Source organism: Bradyrhizobium sp. OK095 (genome assembly GCF_900109945.1).
Taxonomy (GTDB): domain Bacteria; phylum Pseudomonadota; class Alphaproteobacteria; order Rhizobiales; family Xanthobacteraceae; genus Bradyrhizobium.
On sequence record NZ_FOBX01000010.1, the window covers coordinates 62,310 to 87,469 of the forward strand.

Genomic DNA, 25,160 nt, shown 5'->3' on the forward strand with positions numbered 1-25,160 from the left:
GCCTGTCCCACAAGGGCTTTTCGCAACCCTCTATTGACCCTGGCAAGGTCCTGTTCACCCTCCGTCCGCACCTGATGTCGCATTCCAGAACAGCCCCGCCCCGTTTCGAAACGCGCGCGTAACAGCTGTGGCGGACCACGCTGGTTAGCGAAAAGTTACGTCGAATTTTACGCAACCAACGGTCAACCAATCGCAGCATTCTCGTGTCCCGGACGAGCGCAGCGAAGATCCGGGACCCGGGAGCCAAAAGCGAGATCGCGGAGAAATGGGCCCCGGCTCTGCGACGCATCACGCCGCAAGTGCGGCGCGCTGCATCGCGTCCGGGGCACGAGATGCGCGCTAAAAATCTAACCGCTATGGCGGCCGTTCGCGTGCGGCCATCCAGGCGAGCGCGAGGTAAGCGGCGAGCATGAACACCTCGACGCCGACCACGACCAGGCTGCCGCCGTAGATTCCCGGGAACATCAATTCGATCACCGCCATCGACACCACGGTGGTGAGCCAAACCACCGCGCCCCAGGGCGTGGCAAGCCAGAGGCCGACCGCGGCGACGAGCTCGATCACGGCGAAGTAGATGGTCGAGGCCTGCCAGGCCATCGACTGGTTCTCGAACGCCTCGTCCTCGCCGCCGACGAAGCCCGTCACCTGCGCCCAGTGATAGAGGCCCTTGAGGATCGACAGCAGCGCCATCACGCGCAGGAACAGCACCAGCCGGCGCGTCCAGACATTGTCATCGGATTCCGGCCGCTCCGACGAGATCGCCGCCACCGACATCGCATTGTCTCTGGCGTTGTCTCTGGCATTGTCGCGGGCGGCATCCCTGGCATTGGCGCTGTCGCGGGCCGCATCACGGGAGGAGATCTCGGACATGGCCCCCTTGTGGCTGCTTCGCCCCGCAAAATCAATCGGCTGCCATCCCTTGCGGAAGGTCAAGCCGCGGTGACGGGAACCATGCGAGCTGGTATAAGAATAATTCCAGCCGGAGGAAGAGTGATGGCGATCAAATACGGACGTCCGATCGAATTGCGCGAGGTTTCGCGCCGGGATGGCACGGCCGCCTCCCCTGCCCTCGATCTGACCATCCGCCCGCGCCGCAACCGCAAGGCCGAATGGGCCCGGCGCATGGTGCGCGAGAACGTGCTCACCACCGACGATTTGATCTGGCCGCTGTTCCTGATCGACGGCAACAACAAGCGCGAGCAGATCGCCTCGATGCCCGGCGTCGAGCGCCTCAGCGTCGACCAGGCCGTCCGCGACGCCGAGCGCGCAATGAAGCTCACCATCCCCTGCCTTGCGCTGTTTCCCTATACCGACCCGTCCCTGCGCGACGAGGAAGGCTCCGAAGCGACCAATCCGAACAATCTGGTCTGCCAGGCGGTGCGCGCGATCAAGAAGGAGTTTCCCGAGATCGGCATCCTCTGCGATGTCGCGCTCGATCCCTTCACCAGCCACGGCCACGACGGCCTGATCACCGACGGCAAGATTTTGAACGACGAGACGGTCGCGGTGCTGGTTCGCCAGGCGCTGGTGCAGGCCGAAGCCGGCTGCGACATTATCGCGCCCTCAGACATGATGGATGGCCGGGTCGCTGCGATCCGCGAGGGGCTGGACCATGCGGGCCTGCTCGACGTGCAGATCATGGCCTATGCCGCGAAATACGCCTCCGCCTTCTACGGCCCGTTCCGCGACGCCATCGGCTCGGCCAAGACGCTGACCGGCGACAAGCGCACCTACCAGATGGACAGCGCCAACACGGATGAAGCGCTGCGCGAGGTCGAGCTCGATATCGCGGAGGGTGCCGACATGGTGATGGTGAAGCCCGGCATGCCCTATCTCGACGTCGTCCGCCGCGTGAAGGACACGTTTGCGATGCCGACCTTCGCCTACCAGGTCTCCGGCGAATACGCGATGATCGCGGCCGCCGCCAACAACGGCTGGCTCGACGGCGAGCGCGCGATGATGGAAAGCCTGCTGGCGTTCAAGCGCGCCGGCGCCGATGGCGTGCTCAGCTATTTCGCGCCGAAGGCGGCGGAGAAGCTCAGGGCGCAGTAATCGTCCCGCCACCGCCCCCGAATCGCCGGAATATTTCGGCTTGTTAACGTCCGCTCACCCTTGGCAGGGGTATAGCCTGTTCCCATGTCCTGCCACGGGAGTTTTCCCTGGGAGGACGGACGATGTCATATGACTCGGGCAATTCAGGCGCTTGGCGCAGTGATGGCGCGGCTCATGCCTATGACCCCTATCTGCATCCGGACCTGTTCCGCGGCGTCGCGACGCGGCGAGTGTTCGCCTTCCTGATCGACATGGTCGTGATCTCGGTGCCGGTGATCCTCGGCTACCTCTTCATCGCGGTGTTCGGCGTGGTCACGCTCGGCATCGGCTGGGCGCTGTTCTGGCTCGCCTGGCCCGCTTCCGTGATCTGGGCCATCGTCTATTACGGCGCCTGCATCGGCGGATCCTCGTCCGCAACGATCGGTATGCGCCTGATGGATCTGGAGCTGCGCACCTGGTACGGCGCGCCGGGCTATTTCGTGCTCGGCGCCACCCATGCCGTGCTGTTCTGGGTGACGGTCTCGTTCCTGACGCCCTTCGTGGTGCTGGTCGGCCTGTTCAACGGCCGCCGGCGCCTGCTGCATGATTTCGTGCTGGGAACGGTCGTGATCAACAATTCCGTCCGGGCCCCCGTGCCGCAGGCCGCCAGAACGTATTGATCAAGGACCTGTCAACCAGGACCCACTAAGCTGACTGATCTGACCTGCCGAGCAGGCCAATTGACCGGGGGCTTCCGTAGCGCGATGCTGATATTCACTTCGGAGGCCCACGACGTCCCTTGACCCAGCACTCGCGCGACACCCCCCAATTTTACCTCACGGCGCCCTCGCCCTGCCCGTATCTGCCGGGCCGGCATGAGCGCAAGGTGTTTACGCACCTCGTGGGCGAACGCGCGGGCGACCTCAACGACCTCCTGACCCATGGCGGCTTCCGCCGCAGCCAGTCGATCGCCTACCGTCCCGCCTGCGACCAGTGCCGCGCCTGCGTCTCGGTCCGGGTGGTCGCCAACGAGTTCCGTGCCTCCCGCAACTTCCGCAAAGTGATCGCGCGCAACGCCGACATCATCGGCGAGCAGCGGAGCGCCGTGCCGACCTCCGAGCAATATTCGGTGTTCCGCGCCTATCTCGATTCCCGCCACCGCCATGGCGGCATGGCCGACATGACCGTGCTCGACTACGCCATGATGGTCGAGGACAGCCATGTCGAGACCCGCATCATCGAGTACCGCAAGCGCGGCGTCGACAGCGGCATCACCGGCCGCGGCGATGAGCTGATCGCGGTGGCGCTGACCGACGTGCTCAGCGACGGCCTGTCGATGGTCTATTCGTTCTTCGAGCCGGGCCAGGAAAGCCGCTCGATGGGCACCTTCATGATCCTTGACCATATCGCCCGCGCCCGCCGGCAAGGACTGCCTTACGTCTATCTCGGCTACTGGATCGAAGGCTCCAAGAAGATGGACTACAAGGCCCGCTTCCTGCCGCAGCAGCGCCTAGCGCCCTCAGGCTGGCTGCGCATCGATGCGCAGGGCGATGCGGCGTCCGAGCCCCAGGATTAGAAAGCTGTGGTTCGATGTCGCGCGGTGAGCAAGGACGCACGCTTGCGATCGGCACATTGCGCTCTCTTCGCTCTCTTCGCGTTGATCATGCCGGCGAGCAGTGACGCTCATGCCTGTAACACTGGCGACAAAGAGTATTTTGGCCGCTGTATTGCGGTGACGCCTCCGCCCCCAAAGCTTCGCACGTTCCTCAAGGACTACGGCCAGCCGATCGACAAGGTCGGCGAGATTGCCGATCTCTTCGCGCCCGACGTTCCCTTGTTCGACAAGCCCGAGCCTGGCCGCAAGATCATTCACACATGGCGGAGCCCGAATGCGGACGTTGAATCCGAGGCACGGATCGAGGACGTTCTTCCCAATTTTTACGTCGTAACGGTAAGCCTGTACGAGGGCCCGACGTCATGCGGAATCGAGGAATTCAGGCTTAAGGGTCCGAAAGCGACGTTACGGGGTTACGTGCCGAAAACCAGTCCGCAAGGACTACCGTCGCTCTGGAAGTTCAAGCACATGAGCGGGCTCTGCTAGCAGCCACGGAGACCTTCTCGCATTCAGAAAGCGGCAGCGTGGGCGCCCCACAGTTGCTGGCATCGATCTTGACATCTTAAGCGCTAGATATACATATTTCAGGAAGTATATCCGGCGGAGGTAATAACATGCAGGTCGCCAAGTGGGGAAATAGCCTTGCCGTCCGCCTTCCCGCCACCGTCGTCGAGGTGCTTCAGTTGAAGGAAGGCGACGAGATCGAAATTCACGTTGCTGGAGAGCGGGAGTTCGGTGTGGCGCGCAAGCCGGACCGTGCCGAGTTGCTAAAGCGTCTTCGCGCCCTTCGGGGCAGCCTTCCTGTCGATTTCAAGTTCGACAGAGATGAAGCGAATGCCCGCTAGCTTCTTCGACACCAATGTCCTCGTCTATCTCGTGTCAGGCGACGCGGTGAAGGCTGATCGCGCCGAGCAAGCTCTTTCGCGCGGGGGCGTGATCAGCGTGCAGGTACTCAACGAACTTGCCAACGTAGCCCGCCGGAAAATGCAACTGCCGTGGCGCGAGACACACACCTTCCTGAACTCGTTGCGCGGGCTACTTACGATTCATCCCGTCACGCTTGATATTCATGATACCGGCCTGCGCCTCGCAGAACGTTATGGGATGGCAACCTATGACGCGATGATCGCAGCCTCGGCGCTTCACGCGGGATGCCAGACATTGATGTCTGAAGACTTCCAACATGGGATGGTCTTGAAGGAAGGCCTTCGCATTACCAATCCCTTTGTGTGAAATCCACCGCTGAGCCAAACGGTCTCGTGGGCGGCCTCACCCAAGGATCGTATCCGCCAGCAGCTTCACGTTCAAAACCACGATCACGCCCGCGACAATCCACGCGATCGCGGCAACTGACGTCGATATCGCGAACTGGCCCATCTTGCGGCGGTCGGAGACGAAGCGGACCAGCGGGATGACGGCAAAGGGCAGCTGCATCGACAGCACGACCTGGCTGAACACCAGCAGATCGGCCGTACCGCGCTCGCCATAGATCGCGGTCACGACGATCACCGGAATGATCGCGATGCCGCGCGTCAGAAGGCGGCGCGCCCAGCTTGGCAGGCGCAGGTCGAGAAAACCTTCCATCACGATCTGGCCGGCGAGCGTCGCCGTCACCGTCGAGTTGAGGCCGGAGGCGAGCAAGGCCACCGCGAACAGCGTCGAGGCAATGCCTAGGCCAAGCAGCGGCGACAAGAGCTCGAACGCCTGGCCGATCTCGGCAACGTCGGAATGCCCGCTCTTGTGGAAGGTCGCAGCTGCCACCACCAGGATCGCGGCGTTGATGAACAGCGCCAGCATCAGGGCGATCGTCGAGTCCGTCGTCGCCCATTTGATCGCTTCGCGCCGGCCCTCGTCGTTGCGCTCATAGGCGCGCGTCTGCACGATCGAGGAGTGCAGATAGAGATTATGCGGCATCACGGTCGCGCCGATGATGCCGATCGCGATGTAGAGCATTTCAGGGTTGGTGAAGATCTCCGTCGTCGGCACAAATCCCCTGAGCATCTCGGCAACCGGCGGCGCTGCCGCGGCGAGTTGGACCCCGAAGCAAACTGCGATCACGACGAGCAGCGCGATGACAAAGGCCTCGAGGAAACGGAAACCGCGATTCATCAGGATGAGGAGCAGGAAGGCGTCGAGCGCGGCGATCAGCGCGCCGCCGATCAGGGGAATGCCGAACAGCAGTTTCAGTGCGATCGCGGTGCCGATGACTTCGGCGAGATCGCAGGCGATGATCGCCGCCTCGCAGGCGATCCACAGCAGGAAATTCACCGCCGGCGAATAGGTCGCGCGGCAGGCCTGCGCGAGGTCGCGGTCGGTGACGATGCCGAGCCGCGCTGCCAGCGCCTGCAGCAGGATCGCCATCAAATTCGAGAGCAGGATGACCGAGAGCAGCGTGTAGCCGAACTTCGAGCCGCCGGCGAGGTCGGTCGCCCAATTGCCGGGGTCCATGTACCCGACCGAGACCATGTAGCCCGGACCGACGAAGGCGAGCATCCGGCGCCACCACACCCCCGCCGTCGGGATGGCAACCGTGGCATTCACCTCCGCGAGGCTCTTGGTGGTTGGCGCGTCAGTGCGCCAGCCGGCGGCGTCTCGGGTCAAGTCGGGCGAGCGAGCATCCATGAGGCGAGAATACCGAAGTCGGGCCTTATTGCAACTCATTTGCAACTGCATCTAGCCGCATGGGTTCCCGGGCGGGCTGTTATTTGCCGCCCTGTCGGGAAGCGGGTGGGTTTGACCGCGCTCAGGGGCGAATACTGGCGCCAGATCGACTTTGCAGGAAATGAGCCATGTCAAATCCCCCGCGCCTTCCCGACACCTTCAGCCGCCTCGCCTGGTCGAACCTCGCCGCGCAATCGGCCGAGCAGATCGCGCTGGCCGCAGCTCCCATCGTTGCCGTGCTGACGCTGGGCGTCGCCGAAGGCCAGACCGGCCTGCTCCAGACCGCCCTCACTTTGCCTTTCGTCCTGTTCGCGATCCCGGCAGGCCTGCTCGCCGACCGCATCTCCCGCCGCGCGCTGATGGCGGGCGCGGAGGCGCTGCGGGCGGTCGCGCTTGCGACCATTGTGCTCCTGCTCGCACTCGGCGGGCTCAATCTGCCACTGCTCGCGCTGCTCGGCTTCACGGCCGTGTGCGGCACCGTCGTCTACAGCGTCGCCGCGCCGGCGCTGGTGCCCTCGCTGGTGAGCGCAGAGCTGTTGCCCGCGGCCAATGCACGGATCGAGCTTGCGCGCACCATCGCCTTTGCCAGCGGCCCTGCGCTCGGCGGCGCGCTGGTGGGGTGGTGGGGTGCAAGCCCCGCCTTCGGCTTTGCCGCGGCGCTCTCGGCCATCGCCGTGGTGCTGCTCTCCGGCATCTACGAGCCCTCGCGTGCGCCCGTCCCGCGACGCCATCCGTTCCAGGACATCCGCGAGGGCGCGGCCTTCGTGTTTCACCACCCGCTGCTGCGGCCGGTATTCATCACCCAGTTCATCTTCAACACCGGCTGGTTCCTCCAGATCGCCGTGTTCGTGCCCTACGCGGTGCGCCATCTCGGCTTGACGGCAGCCGGCGTCGGCACGGTGCTGACGATGTTCGGAATCGGCATGGTGATCGGCGCGCTGCTCGCCACGCGCGTGATGCAGCATATCGCTTTCGGCACCGTGGTCGGCCTCGGCCCGGTCACCGGCTTCGTCGCCTCATTGGTGATGGCGTTAACGGTGCTGGTCCCCTCGCCCTGGCTTGCGGGTTTGAGCTTCTTCCTGCTCGGCGTCGGGCCGATCCTGTGGGTGATCTCGACCACGACCCTGCGCCAGTCGGTGACGCCGCCGCGCCTGTTGGGACGCGTCTCCGCCATCAACATCATGAGCTACGGCGCTCGTCCCCTCGGCTCGGCGCTCGGCGCGATCGTCGGCGGCTTCTGGAGCGCGGAAGCGTGCCTCTATCTCGCGGCCGCCGTGTTCGGCGTGCAGGCGCTGGTGATTTGGCTCTCGCCCGCTGTGGCGCTGGATCGGCAGCCCAACATGGTGGGGGACGAAGCAGCGGCGCGGGCTTGCTGACGGGATCGTCTCAGCGGCGGAACGCACGCGCCAGGCGGGCAACCGCCGGCGCCATGACCTGTTGCGGATAGCCACTGAAGCCCAGCATCAGCGCCGATTGCGCGGGAGCCTCGACATAGAGGCGGCTCATGGCGCGAACCACGACGCCGTGCTCTTGCGCGGCGCGTTCGATCGACACGTCTGACAACCCTCGCCGCATATAGGCCACCAGATGCATGCCCTGATCCGGCGGCTCGACAGTGAGATGGTCGCCGAGGCGGCTCCTGAGCGCAGTCACCAGCGCATCGCGCTGATTGCGGTACGCCTCCCGCATGCGGCGGATGTGAGACGCGAAATGTCCCTCCTCCATGAAAGCGGCGACGACCGCCTGGCAAAGGGTCGCCGGCTGGCGGTCCGCGAGATAGCGCGCGGTCACGAAAGCGCGCACGAGCGAATGCGGCACCACGGCGTAGCCGAGCCGCAGCCCCGGAAACAGCGCCTTGTTGAGGGTCCCGACGTAGATGACCCTCCCGGCTTCGTCGAGGCCCTGGAGCGAGGCGAGCGGCCGGCCGCCGTAGCGGAATTCACTGGCGTAATCGTCCTCGACGATCCAGGCGCCCTGCTCGCGCGCCCAGCCGAGCAGTTCGAGGCGCCGCGCCATCGTCAGGGCGACGCCCTTGGGAAACTGATGCGAGGACGTGATGAAAGCGGCCCTCGCCTTTGGCGCGCGACGAACGCCTTCGGCAACATTGATGCCGTGTTGGTCGACCGGTATCGGACAAATCTTCGCTCCCGCTGCCACGAGCGCAAGCCGGGTCAGGGCGTAGCCGGGATCTTCGATCCAGACCTCGCTCTCCGGTCGCGGCATGATGCGGGTCATGATGTCGACGGCCTGCTGGGTGCCTGAGGTGATCACGATTTGCTCGGGCTCGCAGCGCACGCCGCGTGCGGCCCGCAGATAGTCGCAAACTGACTTGCGCAGCTCCGGCATGCCACGTGGATCGCCATAGCCAAGGTGAGATCGCGCAAAGGAGCGCAGCGTGCGCGCGCTGAGCTTGCGCCACAATTCGGCGGTGCGCGCGTCCACCAGCGTGCGCCCCAGATTGAAGGGACGGTCATCGTTCTGCGCCGTCACGTCGACGAAATCGCCAAAATCCCGGAAGGTGGACGCAATTGCCACCGCAGGCGCCGGCGGCTTCTTGCGATCACGAAGCGCCGCAAAGGGCTCGGGAAGATCGGAGGCAACGTAGGTCCCCGCCCCTGTCTTGCCGGACGCATAACCTTCGGCCAGAAGCTGCTCGAACGCCGCGACCACTGCGGAGCGCGACACACCGAGTTGCGCCGCAAGCTCGCGCGTCGAAGGCAGCTTGGTTGCGGGACGCAGCGCGCCTGACAGGATTGCAGACCGCAACTGCGCGTAAATCTGACGGAACACCGGCGCATCGGCCGCACGGTCGATGTCGAGCGAATACAGCTCCGCCCAGCCTTGTCTGCTCTTCACGTGTCCTCGACCGGCAATATGAGCGCGTGGCAAGTGGTATGCCTCAATGGGAGCAAGTGGACCTTTGCCTAAGACCACTGCCTTCCTATCCTGTTTCGGATAACAAGGAAACTCGAAATGACCGCTCCATCGAACGAGGACGCAAAGCGCCCATGAGCTCGCCGCAAATCCGGCGCGCGGACCGCGCCATGCCGCACGATCGAATGCTGGACATGCTGGCACAAGGATATAGCGGGCGCCTGGCGACGATCAGCGAGGATGGCTTTCCCTATTGCATCCCGCTGCTCTATCTCTGGATCGACGAAGAGGTGTATCTGCACACCACGAGCGCGAAAGGACATCTGCGCGCGAACATCGAACGGGACCAGCGCGTCTGCTTCGAGATCGATGAGCACGAAGGCGTCTTCGACTACGGTCGGTTCGAATGCGACTCCGGCCTCGCCTATCGAAGCATCTGTGTGTTCGGCACGATCAGGGTCGTCGACGACGTCGACGTCAAGCAGCGCTTCTGCGAGACGCTGATGGTCAAATACGGCAAGCCGGACACAACGCGCCCCAAGGGGTTCTTCCCACGGCTCGACATCATGACCGTGTATGCAATCGCCGTCGAGCGCATGACCGGCAAGGAAACCGCGATGCCGCCGCTGTCCGATCAATGGCCGGCCAAGGACCGGACGAAAACACCGAATGCCGCGCTGCCCGTGAACGGTCGCTAATTCGCCAAATAGCGCTCGTAGCTGCCCGTCACCGGCTCATTGCTGTCGACATCGGGATCGAGTGTGTAGAGATCCTGCGCGCGGCCGATGCCGCGCAGCGCAAAGCGGCCGGTGGAGACGAGATAGCGGCGGCCGGCGGCGTCCAGGCCCTTGTAGAACTCCGCTGATGCCAAGAGCTCGCGGTCGACCGAGCGGCTCATCGAGGCGATGCGGCTGACCTCGTTGACGGTCGGCCCCACCACCGTGAAATCAAGCCGGTCCTCGCTGCCGATATTGCCGTAAAAGACCTCGCCGACATGCAGGCCGATATAGGCCGACGTGATGGGGCGGCCGTCTGCCTCCCGCCGCTTGTTCAGCGCCGCGACGTTCTGGCGGAACAGGTGCTCGGCACGGAGCGCCGCGCGACGCGAATCGGCCATGTCCTCGCCGGTGAACATCGCGAGCACGCCGTCGCCGATCAGCTTCAGCACGTCGCCGCCGGCGTCGTGGATCGCGTCGATCACGGCCTGGGCATAGTCGTTGAGGAACGGGATGATCTCGTCGGGGCCGATGCTCTCGCTGATCCCGGTCGAGCCGCGCAGATCCGAATACCACAGCACGGCGTTGATGCGCTCGGTGACACCGCGCGTGATGCGTCCGCCCAGCACCTGCTCCGAGGCGCCGCGGCCGAGATAGACCCGCCCGAGCGTCCGCGCGATGTCGACCTGCTGCGCCGACTTGATCGCGAGCCCCAGCACCGGCACGAGATCGCGCAGCGCCACAAGCTCCGGCTCGGAGAAACCGCTGTCGCGGCGCGTGGTCCAGCAGGAGTACAGGCAATCCATCAGGCCGAGCGCGCCGTTCTCGCCGAAGCGATGCACGAAGGCGAGATAGTGCTTGTGGCCCTTTTCGGCGAGCTCGCCGATCTGCGAAAAATCCATCGAGGGCGCATCGGCGAGATCAATCACCATCTCGTCCTGGCCATGCTCGAGCATGTGAAAGAACACCGAACGGCGCCAGCTCTGGGCCGCATCGCCCTCGGCGGTCGAGCCATATTCGAACGCGTCGCTCTCGTTGCTCGCCCGGTCGCTCCAGCGGAAGCCGCGGCCCTCATAGATCGGATGCAGCGTGTCGATGACCACGAGCCCGCGCGAGAGTTCCAGCCCCTCGGCGCGGCAACGCTCGCAGAAGCCGCGGAGCAGTTCGATTTCGGGCAGGCCCGTGAGCCCCTGGCCGGTCAGCCAGTTCATCAGCGCAAGGCGCGACGTCAATTGCATACGCTATTATGGCGTGCATTCGTGACGAGCGAAAGGCCGCGCGCGACCAAGGCTCCCATCCGCAGCAGGTCGAATATGCCGTGGGCGCTGTTGACGCGCTCGCGCCGCAGGCTGCAAATGCGGGCCGATGACACCGCCGACCAGACATACAGGAATATGAGCCAGCGCCAGCTTCCGATCATCCTGGCGCTCGGCACGACGCAGACCCTGGCCTGGGCTTCCAGCTACTATCTGCCGGCGCTGCTCGCCGATCCGATGGCGCACGACCTCGGCATCTCCACCAACTGGATCTTTGGCGCGTTCTCGGCCTCGCTGGTGATCTCGGCCATGCTCGGCCCGCGGATCGGGCGTCAGATCGATCTCGTCGGCGGACGGCAGGTGCTGTCGGCCTCCAATTTGATCATGGCCGCCGGTCTCGTGCTGCTCGGCTTCTCCCAATCCGTGGCAGTGATGGCGATCGCCTGGCTCGTGCTCGGCATCGGTATGGCGATGGGGCTCTACGACGCCGCCTTCGCCACGCTCGGCCGCATCTACGGCACCGAGGCGCGCAGGCCCATCACCGGCATCACGCTGATGGCGGGCTTTGCCTCCACCGTCGGCTGGCCGCTCACCGCCTGGGGGCTCGCCCATATCGGCTGGCGCGAGACCTGCTTTGCCTGGGCCGCCGCCAATCTCCTGATCGGCCTGCCCCTCAACTTCTTCATGCTGCCGGCGATCAAGGGCGCCAGGCACGCTGCTGCAACGGCTACGAAGCCGCCCATGCCGCTCGACCGCACCATGATCCTGCTTGCGTTCGTCTTCGCCGCGGTCTGGACCGTCACCGGCGCCATGGCGGCGCACTTCCCGCGCATCCTCGAGGCGACGGGCGCAACGCCGGTCGAGGCGATCGCGGCCGGTGCGCTGATCGGCCCGGCACAGGTCGCCGCGCGCATTCTCGAAGCGGGCTTCCTCAGCCGCTTCCATCCGCTTTGGTCGACGCGGCTGGCCTGCCTCACCCATCCGATCGGCGCGGTGGTCATAGCGATCTTCGGCGGCGCCGCGGCAAGCGCGTTCGCGCTGTTCCACGGCTCGGGCAACGGCATTTTGACGATCGCCCGCGGCACGCTGCCATTGTCGATCTTCGGCCCGAAGGATTTTGGCTATCGGCTGGGCGTCATCGGCGCACCGGCGCGGATGGCGCAGGCGGTGGCGCCGCTGGCCTTCGGCCTGCTGATCGACGTCATGGGCGCCAGGGTGCTGATGGTCTCGTCCGCGCTCAGTCTCTCGGCACTGGCCGCCCTGTTCCTGATCCGCGCCGAGAAGCGGCCGGATTGACCGCGCCGCGGCTTTCGCGCACAAGCGAACCATGACCGAAGACAACCGCCCGCCTCGCACATTCAAAGGCCTCCTGCGCTGGGCAGTCACGCCGCCGCAGGCCTGGGGCGTCTATCTCCTCGCCATCATCCTCGTCTGGCTGCTGTCGTTCTATGCCGGCATGCTGAAGCCGAAGAAGACTCCGGAAGGCAGTCCGCCCGCCGTCACCGCACCGAAGAGCTAGGCGGCGCGGACGTCCTCAACAAAGCTGCCGACTTCGCTTGTCAGCTGCACGGCCTGTCGCGACAGACCGTCCGCCGCGCTCAGCACCTCGGTCGCCGCGACGCCCGTTTCCGTTGCCGCCTTGCTCACACCGCCGATGGTCGCCGTCACGTCCTTCACCGATTGCGACGTCTGCTGAACGTTGCGGGCGATTTCCGCCGTCGCCACGCCTTGCGCCTCCACCGCCGTCGCGATCGCATGCGAGATCGAGCTGACCTCTTCGATCGTTCCGGTAATTCCGCGGATCGCGTCGACAGCCTCCTTGGTGGCAGCCTGAATTTGCGCGATCTGGGCCCCGATTTCCGCCGTCGCCGTCCCCGTCTGGGTCGCCAGCATCTTCACCTCGGAGGCGACCACGGCAAAGCCTCTGCCGGCATCCCCGGCCCGCGCCGCCTCGATCGTCGCATTCAAGGCCAGCAGGTTTGTTTGAGCGGCGATGGCCTGGATCAAGGTGACCACCGCGCCGATCTTCTCGGCCCCCTCAGCCAATGTCTGCACGATCTTGTCGGTCCGCTGCGCATCGGCCACCGCCCGGCCGGTGATCGTCGAGGATTGTGCGACCTGGCGGCTGATCTCGCTGATCGATGCCGTCAGTTCCTCGGCTGCAGAGGCAACCGTGCTCGCACCCACGCTGGCTTCCTCGGCGGCCGCCGCGACCGTTGTCGCCTGTCCCTTGGTCTGCGTCGCGGTCGAGGACATGGATCGCGCTGTCGTCTCGAGCTCGGTAGCTCCCGACGCCAGCAGCGCCACCATCGCCCCCGCCTTGGTCTCGAAATCGCGAACCAGGCCTTCGAGACGCGCCGAGCGCTTCTCCTTGACGACCCGCTCGGCGGCCTGTTCTCCAGCCAGTCGATTGGTGGTGGCCATGGCCTCTTTGAAGATCTGCACTGCGAGCGCCATGCCGCCGATCTCATCCTTGCGGGCGGCAAATGGCACCTCGGCCTCCTCGTTGCGGGCAAGCCGGGTCATTACCTCCGATAGCTTCGAGATCGGCGTGAGCAAGTGGCGCACGAGCAGCACCGACGACGCTAAAGATAATCCCAGAACGACCAGAATGGCTGCGCCAGCGAATAAGATGCCGCCCAGCCCGCTGGCTTCGTCCTGTTCGGCCACGGCCTGCGCGTCGCGCAAGGCGGCGTCGCGGATTCCCAGCAGCGAGGCGTTCGCGCTCGTGGCGGACTTGCGCCAGTCGTCAACCGATACCTCATAAGGGGTGCTGTTGAATGCGGCTTTCGTCAGTCCGTCGCGCAGCGGCTTGTCCGAACCGAAGTAGCGATCCCTGGCGGCGCCGACGCTGGCCCGCGTGTTCTTGGGCGCATGAAAATCATCGCCACGGTCGAGGATCTCGGCCCAGAGCCGTGTCATTTGGCCGTTTGCACCGCTTAATTCGTCCCGCTCCGCCAACGTGGCCGGACGGCCCGCAGTCACGAGGCCCGAAATCAACAGCGAAACCTGTCCGGCGGTCTGCCGGATCACCCACCCCTTTTGCGCGACATCGAGCAGATTGCCCGCCGTGGTGCTGAGCCGCATCGTCGCCTTGATGCCGGTCTCCAGCAGTTCGTTCAGGCTCGCCATCGCCTCGGCGTAGTCTCGCATCGCTTTGGCGGCGATGCCGCCGGGACGTTCAGCCAGCGGCTTCTGCCAGTAGGAAGCGGCCTCCGCGCGCGTGGCGGCAATCTTCGCTACGGCGGCTTTGACCCGCTGCGTCAAGTCGGCATCGCCGAGGGCAAGCGTCTCCAACTTCGCCAGCGCCTCGTCGCTGGTTCGGCGATTGTCGGCAAACTCCTTGAGCACCGCATCATCGGCTGCGGATTTCCCGATCAGCGCCCGATTGACGGGACCACGCTCGACGGTCAGGCTGCCGACGGCATCGAAGCCGGCAGCCAGACGGGTCTCCAGGGCGTGCGCAGCGATGGCGTTCTGGTAAGCGCTCCAGCGCTCGCTCAGCTGCAGGCCCGACGTCAGAACGACTACGCCCGACATCAGCGCTGCAATCGCAATTCCCGACCGCTTGATAGACATGCCCCGCTCCTCATTCGCAATGGTGCCCGCGACATGAGAGCCGGCCCCCGCCGGTCCTCACGCTCCAGCGGCACGCCCTATTTCAGCTCGAACTCGACGAGCTCGACAGTCGATGTCCCAGCGTTTCGCATCGTCCGCACGGGGCCCGCATTTTGCCACGCGAAATCGCCATACTTCAGGTTGAGCTTGTGGTCCGGCTTACCCTCGATGCCCTCGACCAGCATGCCGCCCTGCACGACGATACGCACGCCGGGCGCCGCCTGCTGCATCGCCGGCGCAGCCTCGCCGGGCGGCAGGATCAACCGCCAGGCCTGGACACGGTGATTGTCCATGACCGGGACGTAAGGCGCGGGGCGAGCAGCCGGTGAAAAGCGGCCAGGCTCCGAATCGAACAGCTCGAACCCCATGATCCGGAAGTCGCTGGAGCCGACATTGGCGACCTGATGCACGCCCGGCTTCTTCGCATAGTTCGTGAACAACACTTCGCCGACCTTGCGCGGCGTGATGACAGGCTTGCCGCCAAGCGGCGTGCCCTCCGCATCCGAGACAGCCATGTACACTTGGGCGAAGTCCCTGGTGTGGCTGTGATAGGCCGCGATCTGCCCGGGCGGGATCGTGACATTCATGAACTGCAAATATTCGTTCTTGAACGTCTGGTCGTGAAAGCTCGCAAATTCGATCGGCACGATCTCGGGATTATCAGCGGCGTTCACGCGTCCCGGCAGTGCCGCAGCTCCAAGCACCGCGCAACAACCGCACAAGAACTGTCGCCGTCCGATCGAATTACGCATGTCCTGGCCGCTCTGTTGAATTATGCACGCTTGCATGCATATCGGCCGACTCTTTAAAGGACGCTTAAATGAAGGCTCCTTCGGAATTTCAGAGAACGCATGCCTGTCCCTCCGATCGGCATGGCTGCTGGATGAATGATCGCATTGGCGAAACTATAGGCACTGCAACAGCAGCACATCGCGCTCACCTGCATCGATCTGCACGGCATCCTGCAGCGAGAGCTAGGCTATCCCTAGAGTTCGACGAAATTTTTAATCCGTCGCGTTGCGCGAGGCTGATCAATTCGTCTTCGCCTCTCCGGTCGCGATCCAGATTCCCGCGAAGACAGCAATCAACCCGATCAGGAGATTCGGCGTGATCGGCTCGCCGATGAGCAATGCCGCGAGCAAGGTGGCCGCGATCGGATTGACCGTCATTGTATTGGCGACCCGCGTCGGCGTCGCCCGCGCCAGCGCCATGACCCAGAGGATGAAGGCGAGCGCGCCGCCGCCGATGCCGAGATAGATGCCGGCGATCCATTGTGCCGTCGTGAAGTGATCGAGCGCCGCAAAGCTGCCCTTCACGAGCCCCGCCAGCACCAGCACGGCGGCGCCCGCGCCCATGCCGACGGTGAGAAAGCCGAGCGCGCTCGAGCGCTGCATCAGCGGGCGCGACAGCACGTTGTAGAACGCCATGCAGAACACGGCACCGGTCATGATCAGCTCACCGCGCCAGGCCCCCGGCGGGCTCTGCGCGAGGCCCGCGGCCAGCGCTGCCGCCACGCCAAGCACGGCGATGCCGACGCCAAAGATCTTGCGCGCGGTCAGCCGTTCCACGCCGAGGATCGCCCCGACCACCATGGTGTGGAGCGGCAGCGTCGCCAGCGCGAGACTGGCGCGTGCGGCAGTCGTGTAGGACACCGCGATATTGTAGAGGATGAAGAACAGGCCGAAGAAGCAGATGCCGAGCAGCGCCACGGCCGGCCAGTCGGATCGCTGCGGCCAGCGCACGCGGAGCAGCAGCGCGCACGGCAGCAGGCAGAGAAAGCCGATCCCCCAGCGCAAGATCGCCAGCAGGACCGGATCGGCGCCGCCGACGAGATAGCGCGTGATCGCCGCGGCCGTCCCGCCGAGGCTGCTCGACACCAGCGCGATCGCGACCCCGGCCCACTCTCCCACGATCATCTCCTGTCGCGGCGTTGAGGCGGGCCTTAGCACGGTGCTGCTGCCAGTATCATGGCAGCAGCATCAGAGCGCATCAGTCGTAAAACGCCGGCGCCATCTTCTGGCTGTCGCGCTGGGCCTTGTCGTGGTTGATCCAGAGCTGCGCCTTCTCCTTGTCCAGCGTGTCCGAGATCTTCTGCATCGAGGCTGCGCTCTGCTCCTTGTTGGCGTTCATGCTGGGCACGCGGCGGTTGTCCCAATTATCCCTGAAGTGCACGGCATCACCTGACAGCACCACCGCGCCGGTCTTCGGCAACTTCACCAGCAGCGACTGGTGCCCCGGCGTATGGCCTGGAGTCGACAGGATGGTCAGGCTGCCATCGCCGAACACATCCTTGTCGCCTGACAGCAGCTCGACCGGATGCGAGGGCTTGAAGCGCGGCTCGTTGTTGGCGCCGGGCCAGTCATATTCGGCCTTCTGCACGTAGAGCGTAGCCTGCGGGAACAGTTCGACATTGCCGGAATGGTCGGGATGGGTGTGCGAGACCGCCATCGCCTTGACGTCCTCGGGCTTGACACCGAGTTGCTCGAGTTGGCCCGCAAGCGTCTTCGGCCGCCGCCAGGTCACGGCCTTGGGATCGGCGGGCGCGAGGCCATTGGGCATGGAAGCGACGGAATCGGCGATGCCGGTGTCCCACAGGAACCAGCCCTTGCTGTGCTTGATGAGATAGCAGCTATCGACGAAGTCCATCGTCTTGCCCTCGTTCAGGCCGGGCGTCCAGCGCGAGATGTCGCCGGCGGTGCCCTCCCCGCAATTGAGGACGTAGAGCCTTTCGACGCCGGTCTTTTCCGATTGCGCCATGGCCGCATGAGCGGACAAAGCGAGCGCAGCGGCGGCGAGAGCGAGCTTGATCTTCATGATGTTGGGCATCATCCTTGGTCCCTCTTTGCAGCTTTCGGGTCGGCTGCGACCGAGGATCAACCCCGGCCGCGCCGCAGAATTCCGTCTGCGCGGATCACATCAGTGCGGGCAGGTCTCGACCTCGACGGTGACGTGGCTGAGGCCCTTCAGCCCGGCGAGCCGCTTCTTGTAGACCGCCGGCTGCTTCGGCTTGTCCGACACCACGGACACCAGCACGGCGCAATGGCCGGGACCGACCTGCCAGAGATGCAGATCAGTGACACGATCATCACCGACCTCCATGCGTGCCCGGATCACCCGCTCCAGCTTCTCGTCGGCGCGCACGTCGAGCAGCACCGCGCCTGAGCTCTTGACCAGCCCGAACGCCCAGCTCGCGATCACGGCACTGCCGATCAGGCCGACGGCAGGGTCAGCCCAGACCCAGCCCGAATACATCGCAACCACGAGGGCGCCGATTGCCAGCACCGAGGTCGCCGCGTCCGCCATGACGTGGACATAGGCCGCGCGAAGGTTGTTGTCGTGATGATGGTGGTGGTGATCATGATCGTCGTGATCATGATGCGCATGGCCGTGATGGTGGTGATCATGGTTGTCACGCAGCAGCCACGCGCTGGCGAGATTCACGCACAGCCCCAACACGGCGACCGCGATCGCCTCGCCATAGACGATCGGCACCGGCGTAAACAGCCGCAGCACGCTCTCATAGGCGATCTCGACCGCGATCAATCCCAGAATGATCGCGCTGGAGAAGGCGGCGAGATCGCCGAACTTGCCGGTGCCGAAGGTGAAATGCGCATTGCCCAGATGCCGGCGCGCGAAGCGATACGCGAATGCCGCAATGCCGAGCGCCGCCGCATGCGTGCCCATGTGCCAGCCGTCCGCCAGCAGCGCCATCGAGCCGAACAGCGAGCCGGCGATGATCTCGCCGACCATCATGACCAGTGTCAGGACCACGACCAGCCAGGTGCGCCGCTCGTTCTCGTCGTGCTTGTCGCCGAGGAAGGCGTGGTCATGGGTCCATTGGTCAATGGAATGGGAATGCATCGGCAAGTCTCCGAAAGGTCAGGTCCGTTGGCCCCAATATAGACCCGCGGGGCCAGCGCACAAAATCGACGAAACGAGCCGTTGACAGGTCGCGGCGGTTTCGGTGTATTAGAGTTCATGGGGATTTGAGCGATCTCCCCACGAGGCGACATGCCCAAGTATCGCGTCCCGTTTGTTCTTACGAGGGCGCATCATGTCTTCCTATACAACGATATCTTCTGACAAATTGGCACGGCTGATCGGTATGGCGAACGCGCCTGTCCTGATCGACGTGCGCACCGACGAGGATTTCGCCGCCGACCGGCGGCTGATTCCAGGCTCCATCAAGCTCAGCCACGACAAGGTTCCGGACTGGGGCGGCGAATTTGCCGGCCGCTCCGCCATCGTCGCCTGCCTGCGCGGCGCAAAGCTCGCGCAGGGCACCGCGGCCTGGCTCAGGCAGCTCGGCGTCCAGGCCGAGACGCTGGAGGGAGGTTTCGAGGGCTGGAAGGACGCAAAACTGCCGCTGGTCGATGCGAGCAAGCTGCCGCCGCGGGACACCAAGGGGCGCACCGTGTGGGTGACCCGGGCGCGGCCCAAGGTCGACCGTATCGCCTGCCCCTGGCTGATCCGCCGCTTCGTCGATCCCAACGCGGTGTTCCTGTTCGTCGCACCGTCCGAGGTCGTCGCGGTCGGCGAGCGCTTCAACGCGGCGCCATTCGACATCGAGAACGTGTTCTGGAGCCACCGCGGCGAGCTCTGCACTTTCGACGTGATGATCGAAGAGTTCGGCCTCGCGACGCCGGCCTTGCTGCGGCTGGCAACCCTGGTGCGCGGCGCCGACACCGCGCGGCCCGATCTCGCACCGGAGGCGCCCGGCCTGCTCGCAGCCTCGCTCGGACTGTCGCGCATGTATGACGACGATCTCGAACAGCTCGAGGCCGGCATGACGCTCTATGACGCCTTCTATCGCTGGTGCCGTGACGCCACCGGCGAGACCCACAACTGGCCGACCAACAAGGTGAAGGCGTAATGGACGTCCGCGCCAATCAAGCAGGAGCTGATGCCGGTCACGGCATCAGCTTCGGCGAGGCCTTTCGCGTCTGGCTCCGCGTCGCCTGCCTCAGCTTCGGCGGGCCCGCGGGCCAGATCGCGGTGATGCACCGCATCCTGGTCGAGGAGAAGAGGTGGATCTCCGAGGGACGTTTCCTGCATGCGCTGAACTACTGCATGCTCTTGCCGGGGCCGGAGGCACAGCAGCTCGCGACCTATATCGGCTGGCTGATGCATCGCACCGCCGGCGGGCTGATGGCGGGCGGGCTGTTCATTCTGCCCGGCATCATCGCCATCATGGGTCTCAGCTACATCTACGCGGCTTTCGGCAATGTCAGCTTCGTCGAAGCGCTGTTCTTCGGTCTGAAGGCGGCAGTTCTCGCGATCGTCATCGAGGCCGTGGTGCGTGTCGGCAAGCGCGCGCTGAAGAGCCGCATCATGATCGCGCTAGCCGCGATAGCCTTCGTCGCGATTTTCTTCTTCGCCGTGCCGTTCCCGATCATCATCATCGCCGCCGGCGTGATCGGTTATGTCGGCGCCAGACAGGGCCGCCCCGAATTCGCCCCGGCCGGTCACGGTCCTAGCGGCAGCAGCGCCGTGATCGACAGCATGCTCGGCGACGCCGTGCCCGATCACGTGCGCCCCGATACGGCGCGCGCGATCCGGGTTGGCGCACTATGGCTGGCTCTCTGGCTGGTGCCCGTGATCGCGCTGCTCCTGGCCCTCGGACAGGCCAACGTGTTCAGCCAGATCGCGCTGTTCTTCTCGAAGATGGCGCTGGTCACTTTCGGCGGGGCCTATGCGGTGCTGGCCTATGTCGCCCAGCTGGCGGTCGAGCATTATCACTGGCTGAAACCGCACGAGATGCTCGACGGCCTCGGCATGGCCGAGACCACGCCGGGCCCGCTGATCATGGTGCTCCAGTTCGTGGGTTTTATGGCGGCCTACCGCGATCCGGGCGGCCTGTCGCCGATGGTCGCGGCGACCTTCGGCGGATTGCTCGCGACCTGGGTCACCTTCACGCCCTGCTTCCTCTGGATCTTCGTCGGCGCGCCCTACATCGAGCGCCTGCGCGGCAACACCGGCCTTGCCGGCGCGCTCAGCGCGATCACGGCCGCCGTCGTCGGTGTGATCCTCAACCTCTCGATCTGGTTCGCGCTGCACACGCTGTTCCGCGAGACCGTGCCGGTGCACGCGTTCCCGCTGAATTTTGATAGGCCGGTGCTGACCAGCGTCGACGTCCCCGCGCTCGTGCTGGCGATTGCGGCGGCCACCGCGATCTTCCGGTTCAAGCTCGGGATGCTGACGGTGCTGGCAGGTAGCTGCGCGGCGGGCGTGGCGCTGCGGATGGTGGGGGTGATTTAGGGGGCCGCGAAAACTTTTCATTCAAAAATCGAGGCTTATGTGGTATAAGCTAACCCATGCATGGGAAAATAAACAAACCATCTCAGCCGAAGTCCAAGGGGCTGGTCATCGGCCGCAAGGGCTTTGAGAAGCTCAGTGCCGTCGAAGGCATTCGCATGTCTCGTGAGATGAAGACGACCTTCCGTTCGCTCGACAAGAGCGGAGCCTCCGCGGAAGCGCGTCGAACCACTATCGCCAACAAGTACGGGAAATAGCCAGGACCGTGTCGCTCTACGAGACCGACGACGATACCTATTGCTATCCAGGCACAACGGTTCTCAAAAATCTCAGAAACCTACGAACGCAAAAGGCCCTCACACGCTTTGAGACTGCTGCGACGGCCCAGCGCTTTGATGAGCCTCTGCCAACCGGGCTATCGAGCGTCAGACATTTTCTAGGAATTCATCGTCACCTCTTCCAGGATGTTTACCCATGGGCCGGCAAGCCTCGCACGGTGCGCATCAGTAAACCGGGGAGCGCACCTTTCTGCTATCCGCAGCACATAGACGGTCAGCTAAGGCAGGCATTTGGCCGCTTGAAGGCCAACCGCTACCTCCGCAACCGGAGCGCCGACGAATTTGCGGTAGCGGCCTCTGACTTCCTGAGTATCCTGAATGCCATTCATACGTTCCGCGATGGCAATGGCCGCGCGCAAATGGCTTTCATGGCGGTGCTTGCCGATAAGGCTGGTCACTCGCTGCATCTGGACCGGCTTCATCCCGAACGCTTCCTACGGGCGATGATCCGGAGCTTTGTCGGCGACAATGGCCCGCTTGAGAGAGAGTTGCGGTTGCTCATCGGCTAGTTGGTTCGCTGTCGCCGGCTACCGCATCATCATCCGCGCGATCGCTTCTCCAATCACCACCGTCGTGAAGTGGGTGTTGGCCCGGCAATCCGACGGCATGATCGAGGCGTCGGCGACGCGCAGGCCAGAGATGCCTTTCACGGTGCCATCGGGATTGACCACACCATCGGCGTCGTTGACGCCGGTCATGCGGCAGCTACCGGCGGCATGCTGGATGTCGCCGGTCTCACGGCGCAGCAGCGCATCGAGCTCGTGGTCCGACAGGGCTGCTGCCTGCGGCAATGTCAGATCGGTGTCGATGAGCCTGATCCAGTCGGCGATGCCGGACAGCGCCGGCTGGGAGGTGATCACGGCGAGCCGTTTCACTGCATCGATCATGCGCAGCATGTCGCGGGGATCGGCCAGCATGTTCTCCTCGACGACAGGGTCGATCGCAGGATCGGTCGAGGCCAATTTTAACGTCCCACGCGAATACGCGTTGAACAGCCCGGCGCCGATCGCTCCTGGCACGCCGACGCCGCGATGGTTGAAGGCGATCAGGATCATGTCGCGCTTGCCGCCATCGGCGAGGCCCGAGGAATAGGTCACGCAACAATTGGTGTGTCGGGTATCGGGATCGGTCGGCCGCAGGTTTTCGTGGAGCTGGATCGTTGCGCGAAACAGCGGATGGTCGAAGAAGTGCCGGCCGACCGGCAGATCGCGCTCGACCGCGATCCCCATCGCCTTCAACTCATCCGCAGGTCCGATGCCCGAGCGCAACAGGATTGCCGGGCTGTGGATCGCGCCGGCGCAGAGCACGATCTGGCGTGCGCTGATATCGTGGGTGCCCTGCCCCTCGATGTGAACACGAAGCCCGGTCGCCCTTCCGTCGCTGATCAGCACGCGATCGACCAGCGCACGCCCACGGATCTCCAGATTGGCGCGGCCGCGCGCGGGCTCGAGATAGCCCTCATTGGTGGTGATGCGGCGGCTGTCGCGGCTGTTGATGGGATAGCAGGCGACGCCCTCGCCATCAGGGCCGTTGACGTCGGCGCACCAGGGATAGCCGCTGGCCAGCGCCGCATCACGCAAGCCACGATCGATCGGGCCCCATTTTTCGGGCGGCGCGCGATAGACCGGCAATGGTCCGCCGCGGCCGTGGCCTGCGGTGTCGCCGAACTCGAAATCGTCCTCGATCACCGAGAACAGCGGCATCACCTCTTTGGCCGACCAGCCGGTGCAGCCATTGGCGGCCCATTCGTCGAACGCGTCGGCAACGCCGCGGATCGCGATCTGGCCGTTCATCATCGATGAGCCGCCGAGCCCCTTGCCGCGCCAATAGAAGCGCGGCTCCTGCTCCGCCACCCGGCGCGTCAGGAGATGCGGCCACTGCCATTTCTCCTGATACTCGCGCTTGTGGATGATCGGGATGGGATTTGGCGTCCTCACCTCCCACGGTGCCTCGTCGGCGCGCCAGTCGAGACCGGCTTCGAGCAGCAGAACGCGCCTTGCGGGATCTTCCGAGAGCCGTGCCGCAACAGCAGCGCCAGCGGAGCCGCCGCCGACAACAATGACATCGTACATCGCGTTACTTCTCAACGTTCCAGAACACCGGGATGGCGGACGGTATCAGACCGCGCAAGGTCGCGCGATAGGCAGCCGGCTGGGCGAACTGGCCCCACGGAATTCCGGGCGCCTGATCGTACATGATGCTCTGGATCTCACCGGCGATCTTCTTGCGATCCTCCTCGGCCGGCGCCTTGGCGAAGGCTTCCACCAGCGGCGTGATGCGCGTATCGCACTGCCATCCCGTGAAGTCGGCGCAGTTGAAGGCGACCATAACGTTGGTCAGCGGCGAGCCGAGGTCAAAACCGCCGGCGTGAACGCCATAGACGCTCCAACCTTCCTTCTTGGCGCGGCGCGCCAGCACGCTCGCCCAGTCCATGACCTGCAAATCGACGTTGAACCCGGCCTGCTTCAGCCGTTCGGCCAGCACCTGCGCCGAGACGCGCGGGGCTTCGAGATCGTTGGCTTCCATGACGATCACGGGCTCGCCGGCATATTTGGTCGCCTTCAACGCCGCCTTCGCCGCCTCGATCGACGGCTTGGCGGCGGCCTCGGTGCCGGCCTTGCTGTCATAGGTGGTGCCGCAAGTGAAGAACGTCGCGCAAGGCGCCGCGTATTTGGCATCGAGCCCGAGCGCATCCAGCACTTCGCGCTGGTCGACCAGCTTCCACAGCACGCGCCGGATCTCGGGATCGTCGAACGGCTTCGATGCCGCGTTGAGACGATAGGCACCGGCGAACATGTTGCCGCCGGTGAAATTGACCAGCTTCACGCGCGCGTTCTTCTCGAGCGCCGGCAACAGATCGAACGGCGCATATTGCATGAAGTCGATCTCGCCGGCCTGGAGCGCGGACGCGGCGGTCGAACCGTCGGGAATGACGCGGACCTCGAGCGTGTCGATGTTGACGCGCTTGCCGCCGGCTAGGAAGTCGGCGGGCTCGGACCGCGGCACATAATCGGCGAACTTCTTCAGGATCATGCGATCGCCGGTGCGGTGATCGGCCTTGCTGTAGACGAACGGGCCGGAGCCGACGATCTCGGTGATGCGCTGATCGCCCGGCGTCTTGGCAATGCGCTCGGGCATCATGAAGGCGACGGGGCTGACGGGATTGCCGAGCGCGTCGATGACGAGACCGGACGGCTCCTTCAGCGTCAGCACGAAGGTTTTCGCATCCGTCGGCTCGAGCGAGGCCGTGATTGCAAAGATGCGACGGCCAAGCGCGCTGCGGGTACCCCAGCGGCGCAGCGAGGCCACGCAATCGGCCGCGGTGACCGGCTGGCCGTCATGCCATTTCAGGCCGTCGCGCAGCGTGAAACTGTAGGTCAGACCATCGGGCGAGACCTTCCAGTCCTGCACCATCTGCGGCTTGATGTCGCCTTTGGAATCCTTCGCGAACAGCGTGTCGAACACCATGTAGCCGAACGTGCGCGAAATATAGGCCGTGGAAAAATGCGGATCGAGCATGACGATCTCCGCCTCGAGCACCGCGACGAGATTGCCCGCCGCATGCACAGGAGCCGCAACAATCGCGAGGGCGAACAGCGCCGGAATGAAAGCCTTCAGTTTGAACATTGGTGTGTTTTTGCCTTTTGACTGGAACGTTCGCAGTCGCCAGAAAAAAGCAATGTTCGTGCCCATACGACAAAATCACGTATGCGCTCGTGGCTAGCTGCCGCGCGTTTGCGGGGTGCGCACTTTTGAGTTGGAGAGCGGCGCCATCACAGCTCGTTATTGCGAGCGG

The 25,160-nt window shown here is 64.6% G+C and carries 25 protein-coding genes; 14 read left to right on the forward strand and 11 right to left on the reverse strand.

Annotation, left to right across the window (positions count from 1 at the left end; genetic code table 11):
• Positions 1-354: 354 nt before the first annotated feature.
• A complete protein-coding gene (locus BMW89_RS25545; protein WP_092029984.1) occupies positions 355-870 on the reverse strand; it encodes a DUF6163 family protein in 516 nt (171 codons plus the stop codon).
• A gap of 123 nt (positions 871-993) precedes the next feature.
• Between BMW89_RS25545 and hemB the strand changes: the two genes are divergently transcribed.
• The 6 genes from hemB (at position 994) to BMW89_RS25575 (ending at position 4,879) form a co-directional block, all read left to right on the forward strand.
• On the forward strand, positions 994-2,052 hold the full coding sequence (gene hemB / locus BMW89_RS25550; RefSeq protein WP_092029986.1) for a porphobilinogen synthase: 1,059 nt from the start codon (positions 994-996) through the stop codon (positions 2,050-2,052).
• Positions 2,053-2,174: 122 nt separating this feature from the next.
• Positions 2,175-2,711, forward strand: a complete 537-nt coding sequence (locus tag BMW89_RS25555; protein ID WP_092029988.1) for an RDD family protein — start codon at positions 2,175-2,177, stop codon at positions 2,709-2,711.
• Between the two features lie 119 nt (positions 2,712-2,830).
• Entirely contained in the window at positions 2,831-3,607 is a 777-nt protein-coding gene (locus tag BMW89_RS25560; RefSeq protein ID WP_092029991.1) for an arginyltransferase, read from the forward strand.
• Positions 3,608-3,763: 156 nt separating this feature from the next.
• Positions 3,764-4,132, forward strand: coding sequence for a hypothetical protein (locus BMW89_RS25565; RefSeq protein ID WP_143062829.1), 369 nt, complete (start codon positions 3,764-3,766; stop codon positions 4,130-4,132).
• Between the two features lie 128 nt (positions 4,133-4,260).
• Positions 4,261-4,491 (forward strand): AbrB/MazE/SpoVT family DNA-binding domain-containing protein, encoded by a 231-nt coding sequence (locus tag BMW89_RS25570; protein ID WP_092029996.1) that lies wholly within the window; start codon positions 4,261-4,263, stop codon positions 4,489-4,491.
• Entirely contained in the window at positions 4,481-4,879 is a 399-nt protein-coding gene (locus tag BMW89_RS25575) for a PIN domain-containing protein (RefSeq protein ID WP_092029998.1), read from the forward strand. Before BMW89_RS25570 ends, BMW89_RS25575 begins: the two co-directional genes overlap by 11 nt.
• A 36-nt stretch (positions 4,880-4,915) precedes the next feature.
• Here the strand turns inward: BMW89_RS25575 and BMW89_RS25580 are convergent, their stop codons facing one another.
• Positions 4,916-6,268, reverse strand: a complete 1,353-nt coding sequence (locus BMW89_RS25580) for an Nramp family divalent metal transporter (RefSeq protein WP_092030000.1) — start codon at positions 6,266-6,268, stop codon at positions 4,916-4,918.
• A 167-nt stretch (positions 6,269-6,435) separates the two neighbouring features.
• On the opposite strand from BMW89_RS25580, the gene BMW89_RS25585 reads away from it, so the two are divergent.
• Positions 6,436-7,683 carry an MFS transporter gene (locus BMW89_RS25585; RefSeq protein ID WP_092030002.1) on the forward strand — a complete coding sequence of 416 codons (1,248 nt, stop codon included), beginning with the start codon at positions 6,436-6,438 and terminating at the stop codon, positions 7,681-7,683.
• Between the two features lie 10 nt (positions 7,684-7,693).
• On the opposite strand, the gene pdxR is transcribed toward BMW89_RS25585, so the two are convergent.
• A complete protein-coding gene (gene pdxR, locus BMW89_RS25590) occupies positions 7,694-9,163 on the reverse strand; it encodes a MocR-like pyridoxine biosynthesis transcription factor PdxR (protein ID WP_143062830.1) in 1,470 nt (489 codons plus the stop codon).
• Positions 9,164-9,351: 188 nt separating this feature from the next.
• Here pdxR and BMW89_RS25595 point away from each other — a divergent pair, with 188 nt between their 5' ends.
• Positions 9,352-9,879, forward strand: coding sequence for a pyridoxamine 5'-phosphate oxidase family protein (locus BMW89_RS25595; RefSeq protein ID WP_177196307.1), 528 nt, complete (start codon positions 9,352-9,354; stop codon positions 9,877-9,879).
• On the opposite strand, the gene BMW89_RS25600 is transcribed toward BMW89_RS25595, so the two are convergent.
• The gene (locus tag BMW89_RS25600) at positions 9,876-11,135 is read right to left on the reverse strand and encodes an adenylate/guanylate cyclase domain-containing protein (RefSeq protein ID WP_092030006.1); all 1,260 of its coding nucleotides are present in this window, start codon (positions 11,133-11,135) and stop codon (positions 9,876-9,878) included. The two genes, BMW89_RS25595 and BMW89_RS25600, sit on opposite strands and share 4 nt — an antisense overlap.
• Positions 11,136-11,291: 156 nt before the next feature.
• On the opposite strand from BMW89_RS25600, the gene BMW89_RS25605 reads away from it, so the two are divergent.
• Together BMW89_RS25605 and BMW89_RS25610 are read left to right on the forward strand one after the other, a co-directional pair.
• The gene (locus BMW89_RS25605; RefSeq protein ID WP_092030475.1) at positions 11,292-12,449 is read left to right on the forward strand and encodes an MFS transporter; all 1,158 of its coding nucleotides are present in this window, start codon (positions 11,292-11,294) and stop codon (positions 12,447-12,449) included.
• 31 nt (positions 12,450-12,480) lie between these two features.
• Positions 12,481-12,672: a hypothetical protein gene (locus BMW89_RS25610; protein WP_092030009.1), complete on the forward strand. Its 192-nt coding sequence runs from the start codon at positions 12,481-12,483 to the stop codon at positions 12,670-12,672.
• Here BMW89_RS25610 and BMW89_RS25615 read toward each other — a convergent pair.
• The 5 genes from BMW89_RS25615 to dmeF form a co-directional block, all read right to left on the reverse strand.
• On the reverse strand, positions 12,669-14,732 hold the full coding sequence (locus tag BMW89_RS25615; RefSeq protein WP_092030011.1) for a methyl-accepting chemotaxis protein: 2,064 nt from the start codon (positions 14,730-14,732) through the stop codon (positions 12,669-12,671). The two genes, BMW89_RS25610 and BMW89_RS25615, sit on opposite strands and share 4 nt — an antisense overlap.
• 77 nt (positions 14,733-14,809) lie before the next feature.
• Positions 14,810-15,445 (reverse strand): hypothetical protein, encoded by a 636-nt coding sequence (locus BMW89_RS25620; protein WP_244547681.1) that lies wholly within the window; start codon positions 15,443-15,445, stop codon positions 14,810-14,812.
• 357 nt (positions 15,446-15,802) lie between these two features.
• Positions 15,803-16,681, reverse strand: coding sequence for a DMT family transporter (locus BMW89_RS25625; protein ID WP_092030013.1), 879 nt, complete (start codon positions 16,679-16,681; stop codon positions 15,803-15,805).
• Between the two features lie 79 nt (positions 16,682-16,760).
• Entirely contained in the window at positions 16,761-17,600 is an 840-nt protein-coding gene (locus tag BMW89_RS25630; RefSeq protein ID WP_177196308.1) for an N-acyl homoserine lactonase family protein, read from the reverse strand.
• A gap of 87 nt (positions 17,601-17,687) precedes the next feature.
• Positions 17,688-18,632 carry a CDF family Co(II)/Ni(II) efflux transporter DmeF gene (gene dmeF, locus BMW89_RS25635; protein ID WP_092030016.1) on the reverse strand — a complete coding sequence of 315 codons (945 nt, stop codon included), beginning with the start codon at positions 18,630-18,632 and terminating at the stop codon, positions 17,688-17,690.
• A gap of 193 nt (positions 18,633-18,825) precedes the next feature.
• Between dmeF and BMW89_RS25640 the strand changes: the two genes are divergently transcribed.
• From BMW89_RS25640 to BMW89_RS25655, 4 genes are read left to right on the forward strand one after another with little or no spacing between them, the layout of a single operon-like run.
• Complete coding sequence (locus BMW89_RS25640; protein ID WP_092030018.1) at positions 18,826-19,644, forward strand: chromate resistance protein ChrB domain-containing protein; 819 nt, start codon at positions 18,826-18,828, stop codon at positions 19,642-19,644.
• On the forward strand, positions 19,644-21,029 hold the full coding sequence (gene chrA / locus BMW89_RS25645) for a chromate efflux transporter (protein WP_092030021.1): 1,386 nt from the start codon (positions 19,644-19,646) through the stop codon (positions 21,027-21,029). The genes BMW89_RS25640 and chrA overlap by 1 nt, the downstream gene beginning before the upstream one ends.
• Positions 21,030-21,085: 56 nt before the next feature.
• The gene (locus BMW89_RS25650; RefSeq protein ID WP_092030024.1) at positions 21,086-21,283 is read left to right on the forward strand and encodes a hypothetical protein; all 198 of its coding nucleotides are present in this window, start codon (positions 21,086-21,088) and stop codon (positions 21,281-21,283) included.
• Positions 21,284-21,291: 8 nt separating this feature from the next.
• Positions 21,292-21,873 carry a Fic/DOC family protein gene (locus tag BMW89_RS25655; RefSeq protein WP_092030026.1) on the forward strand — a complete coding sequence of 194 codons (582 nt, stop codon included), beginning with the start codon at positions 21,292-21,294 and terminating at the stop codon, positions 21,871-21,873.
• 18 nt (positions 21,874-21,891) lie between these two features.
• Here the strand turns inward: BMW89_RS25655 and BMW89_RS25660 are convergent, their stop codons facing one another.
• Both BMW89_RS25660 and BMW89_RS25665 read right to left on the reverse strand, forming a co-directional pair.
• Positions 21,892-23,436, reverse strand: a complete 1,545-nt coding sequence (locus tag BMW89_RS25660; protein ID WP_092030028.1) for a GMC family oxidoreductase — start codon at positions 23,434-23,436, stop codon at positions 21,892-21,894.
• Positions 23,437-23,440: 4 nt separating this feature from the next.
• Positions 23,441-24,991: an ABC transporter substrate-binding protein gene (locus BMW89_RS25665; protein ID WP_092030031.1), complete on the reverse strand. Its 1,551-nt coding sequence runs from the start codon at positions 24,989-24,991 to the stop codon at positions 23,441-23,443.
• Between the last annotated feature and the right edge of the window lie 169 nt (positions 24,992-25,160).

What these genes read in the sequence shown, in the direction of transcription:
- BMW89_RS25545 (WP_092029984.1), bottom strand. Translation starts at nt 870, where the DNA reads ATGTCCGAGATCTCCTCCCGTGATGCGGCCCGCGACAGCGCCAATGCC.
- hemB (WP_092029986.1), top strand. Translation starts at nt 994, where the DNA reads ATGGCGATCAAATACGGACGTCCGATCGAATTGCGCGAGGTTTCGCGC.
- BMW89_RS25555 (WP_092029988.1), top strand. Translation starts at nt 2,175, where the DNA reads ATGTCATATGACTCGGGCAATTCAGGCGCTTGGCGCAGTGATGGCGCG.
- BMW89_RS25570 (WP_092029996.1), top strand. Translation starts at nt 4,261, where the DNA reads ATGCAGGTCGCCAAGTGGGGAAATAGCCTTGCCGTCCGCCTTCCCGCC.
- BMW89_RS25575 (WP_092029998.1), top strand. Translation starts at nt 4,481, where the DNA reads ATGCCCGCTAGCTTCTTCGACACCAATGTCCTCGTCTATCTCGTGTCA.
- BMW89_RS25580 (WP_092030000.1), bottom strand. Translation starts at nt 6,268, where the DNA reads ATGGATGCTCGCTCGCCCGACTTGACCCGAGACGCCGCCGGCTGGCGC.
- BMW89_RS25585 (WP_092030002.1), top strand. Translation starts at nt 6,436, where the DNA reads ATGTCAAATCCCCCGCGCCTTCCCGACACCTTCAGCCGCCTCGCCTGG.
- BMW89_RS25595 (WP_177196307.1), top strand. Translation starts at nt 9,352, where the DNA reads ATGCCGCACGATCGAATGCTGGACATGCTGGCACAAGGATATAGCGGG.
- BMW89_RS25600 (WP_092030006.1), bottom strand. Translation starts at nt 11,135, where the DNA reads ATGCAATTGACGTCGCGCCTTGCGCTGATGAACTGGCTGACCGGCCAG.
- BMW89_RS25605 (WP_092030475.1), top strand. Translation starts at nt 11,292, where the DNA reads ATGAGCCAGCGCCAGCTTCCGATCATCCTGGCGCTCGGCACGACGCAG.
- BMW89_RS25610 (WP_092030009.1), top strand. Translation starts at nt 12,481, where the DNA reads ATGACCGAAGACAACCGCCCGCCTCGCACATTCAAAGGCCTCCTGCGC.
- BMW89_RS25615 (WP_092030011.1), bottom strand. Translation starts at nt 14,732, where the DNA reads ATGTCTATCAAGCGGTCGGGAATTGCGATTGCAGCGCTGATGTCGGGC.
- BMW89_RS25630 (WP_177196308.1), bottom strand. Translation starts at nt 17,600, where the DNA reads ATGATGCCCAACATCATGAAGATCAAGCTCGCTCTCGCCGCCGCTGCG.
- dmeF (WP_092030016.1), bottom strand. Translation starts at nt 18,632, where the DNA reads ATGCATTCCCATTCCATTGACCAATGGACCCATGACCACGCCTTCCTC.
- BMW89_RS25640 (WP_092030018.1), top strand. Translation starts at nt 18,826, where the DNA reads ATGTCTTCCTATACAACGATATCTTCTGACAAATTGGCACGGCTGATC.
- chrA (WP_092030021.1), top strand. Translation starts at nt 19,644, where the DNA reads ATGGACGTCCGCGCCAATCAAGCAGGAGCTGATGCCGGTCACGGCATC.
- BMW89_RS25650 (WP_092030024.1), top strand. Translation starts at nt 21,086, where the DNA reads ATGCATGGGAAAATAAACAAACCATCTCAGCCGAAGTCCAAGGGGCTG.
- BMW89_RS25660 (WP_092030028.1), bottom strand. Translation starts at nt 23,436, where the DNA reads ATGTACGATGTCATTGTTGTCGGCGGCGGCTCCGCTGGCGCTGCTGTT.
- BMW89_RS25665 (WP_092030031.1), bottom strand. Translation starts at nt 24,991, where the DNA reads ATGTTCAAACTGAAGGCTTTCATTCCGGCGCTGTTCGCCCTCGCGATT.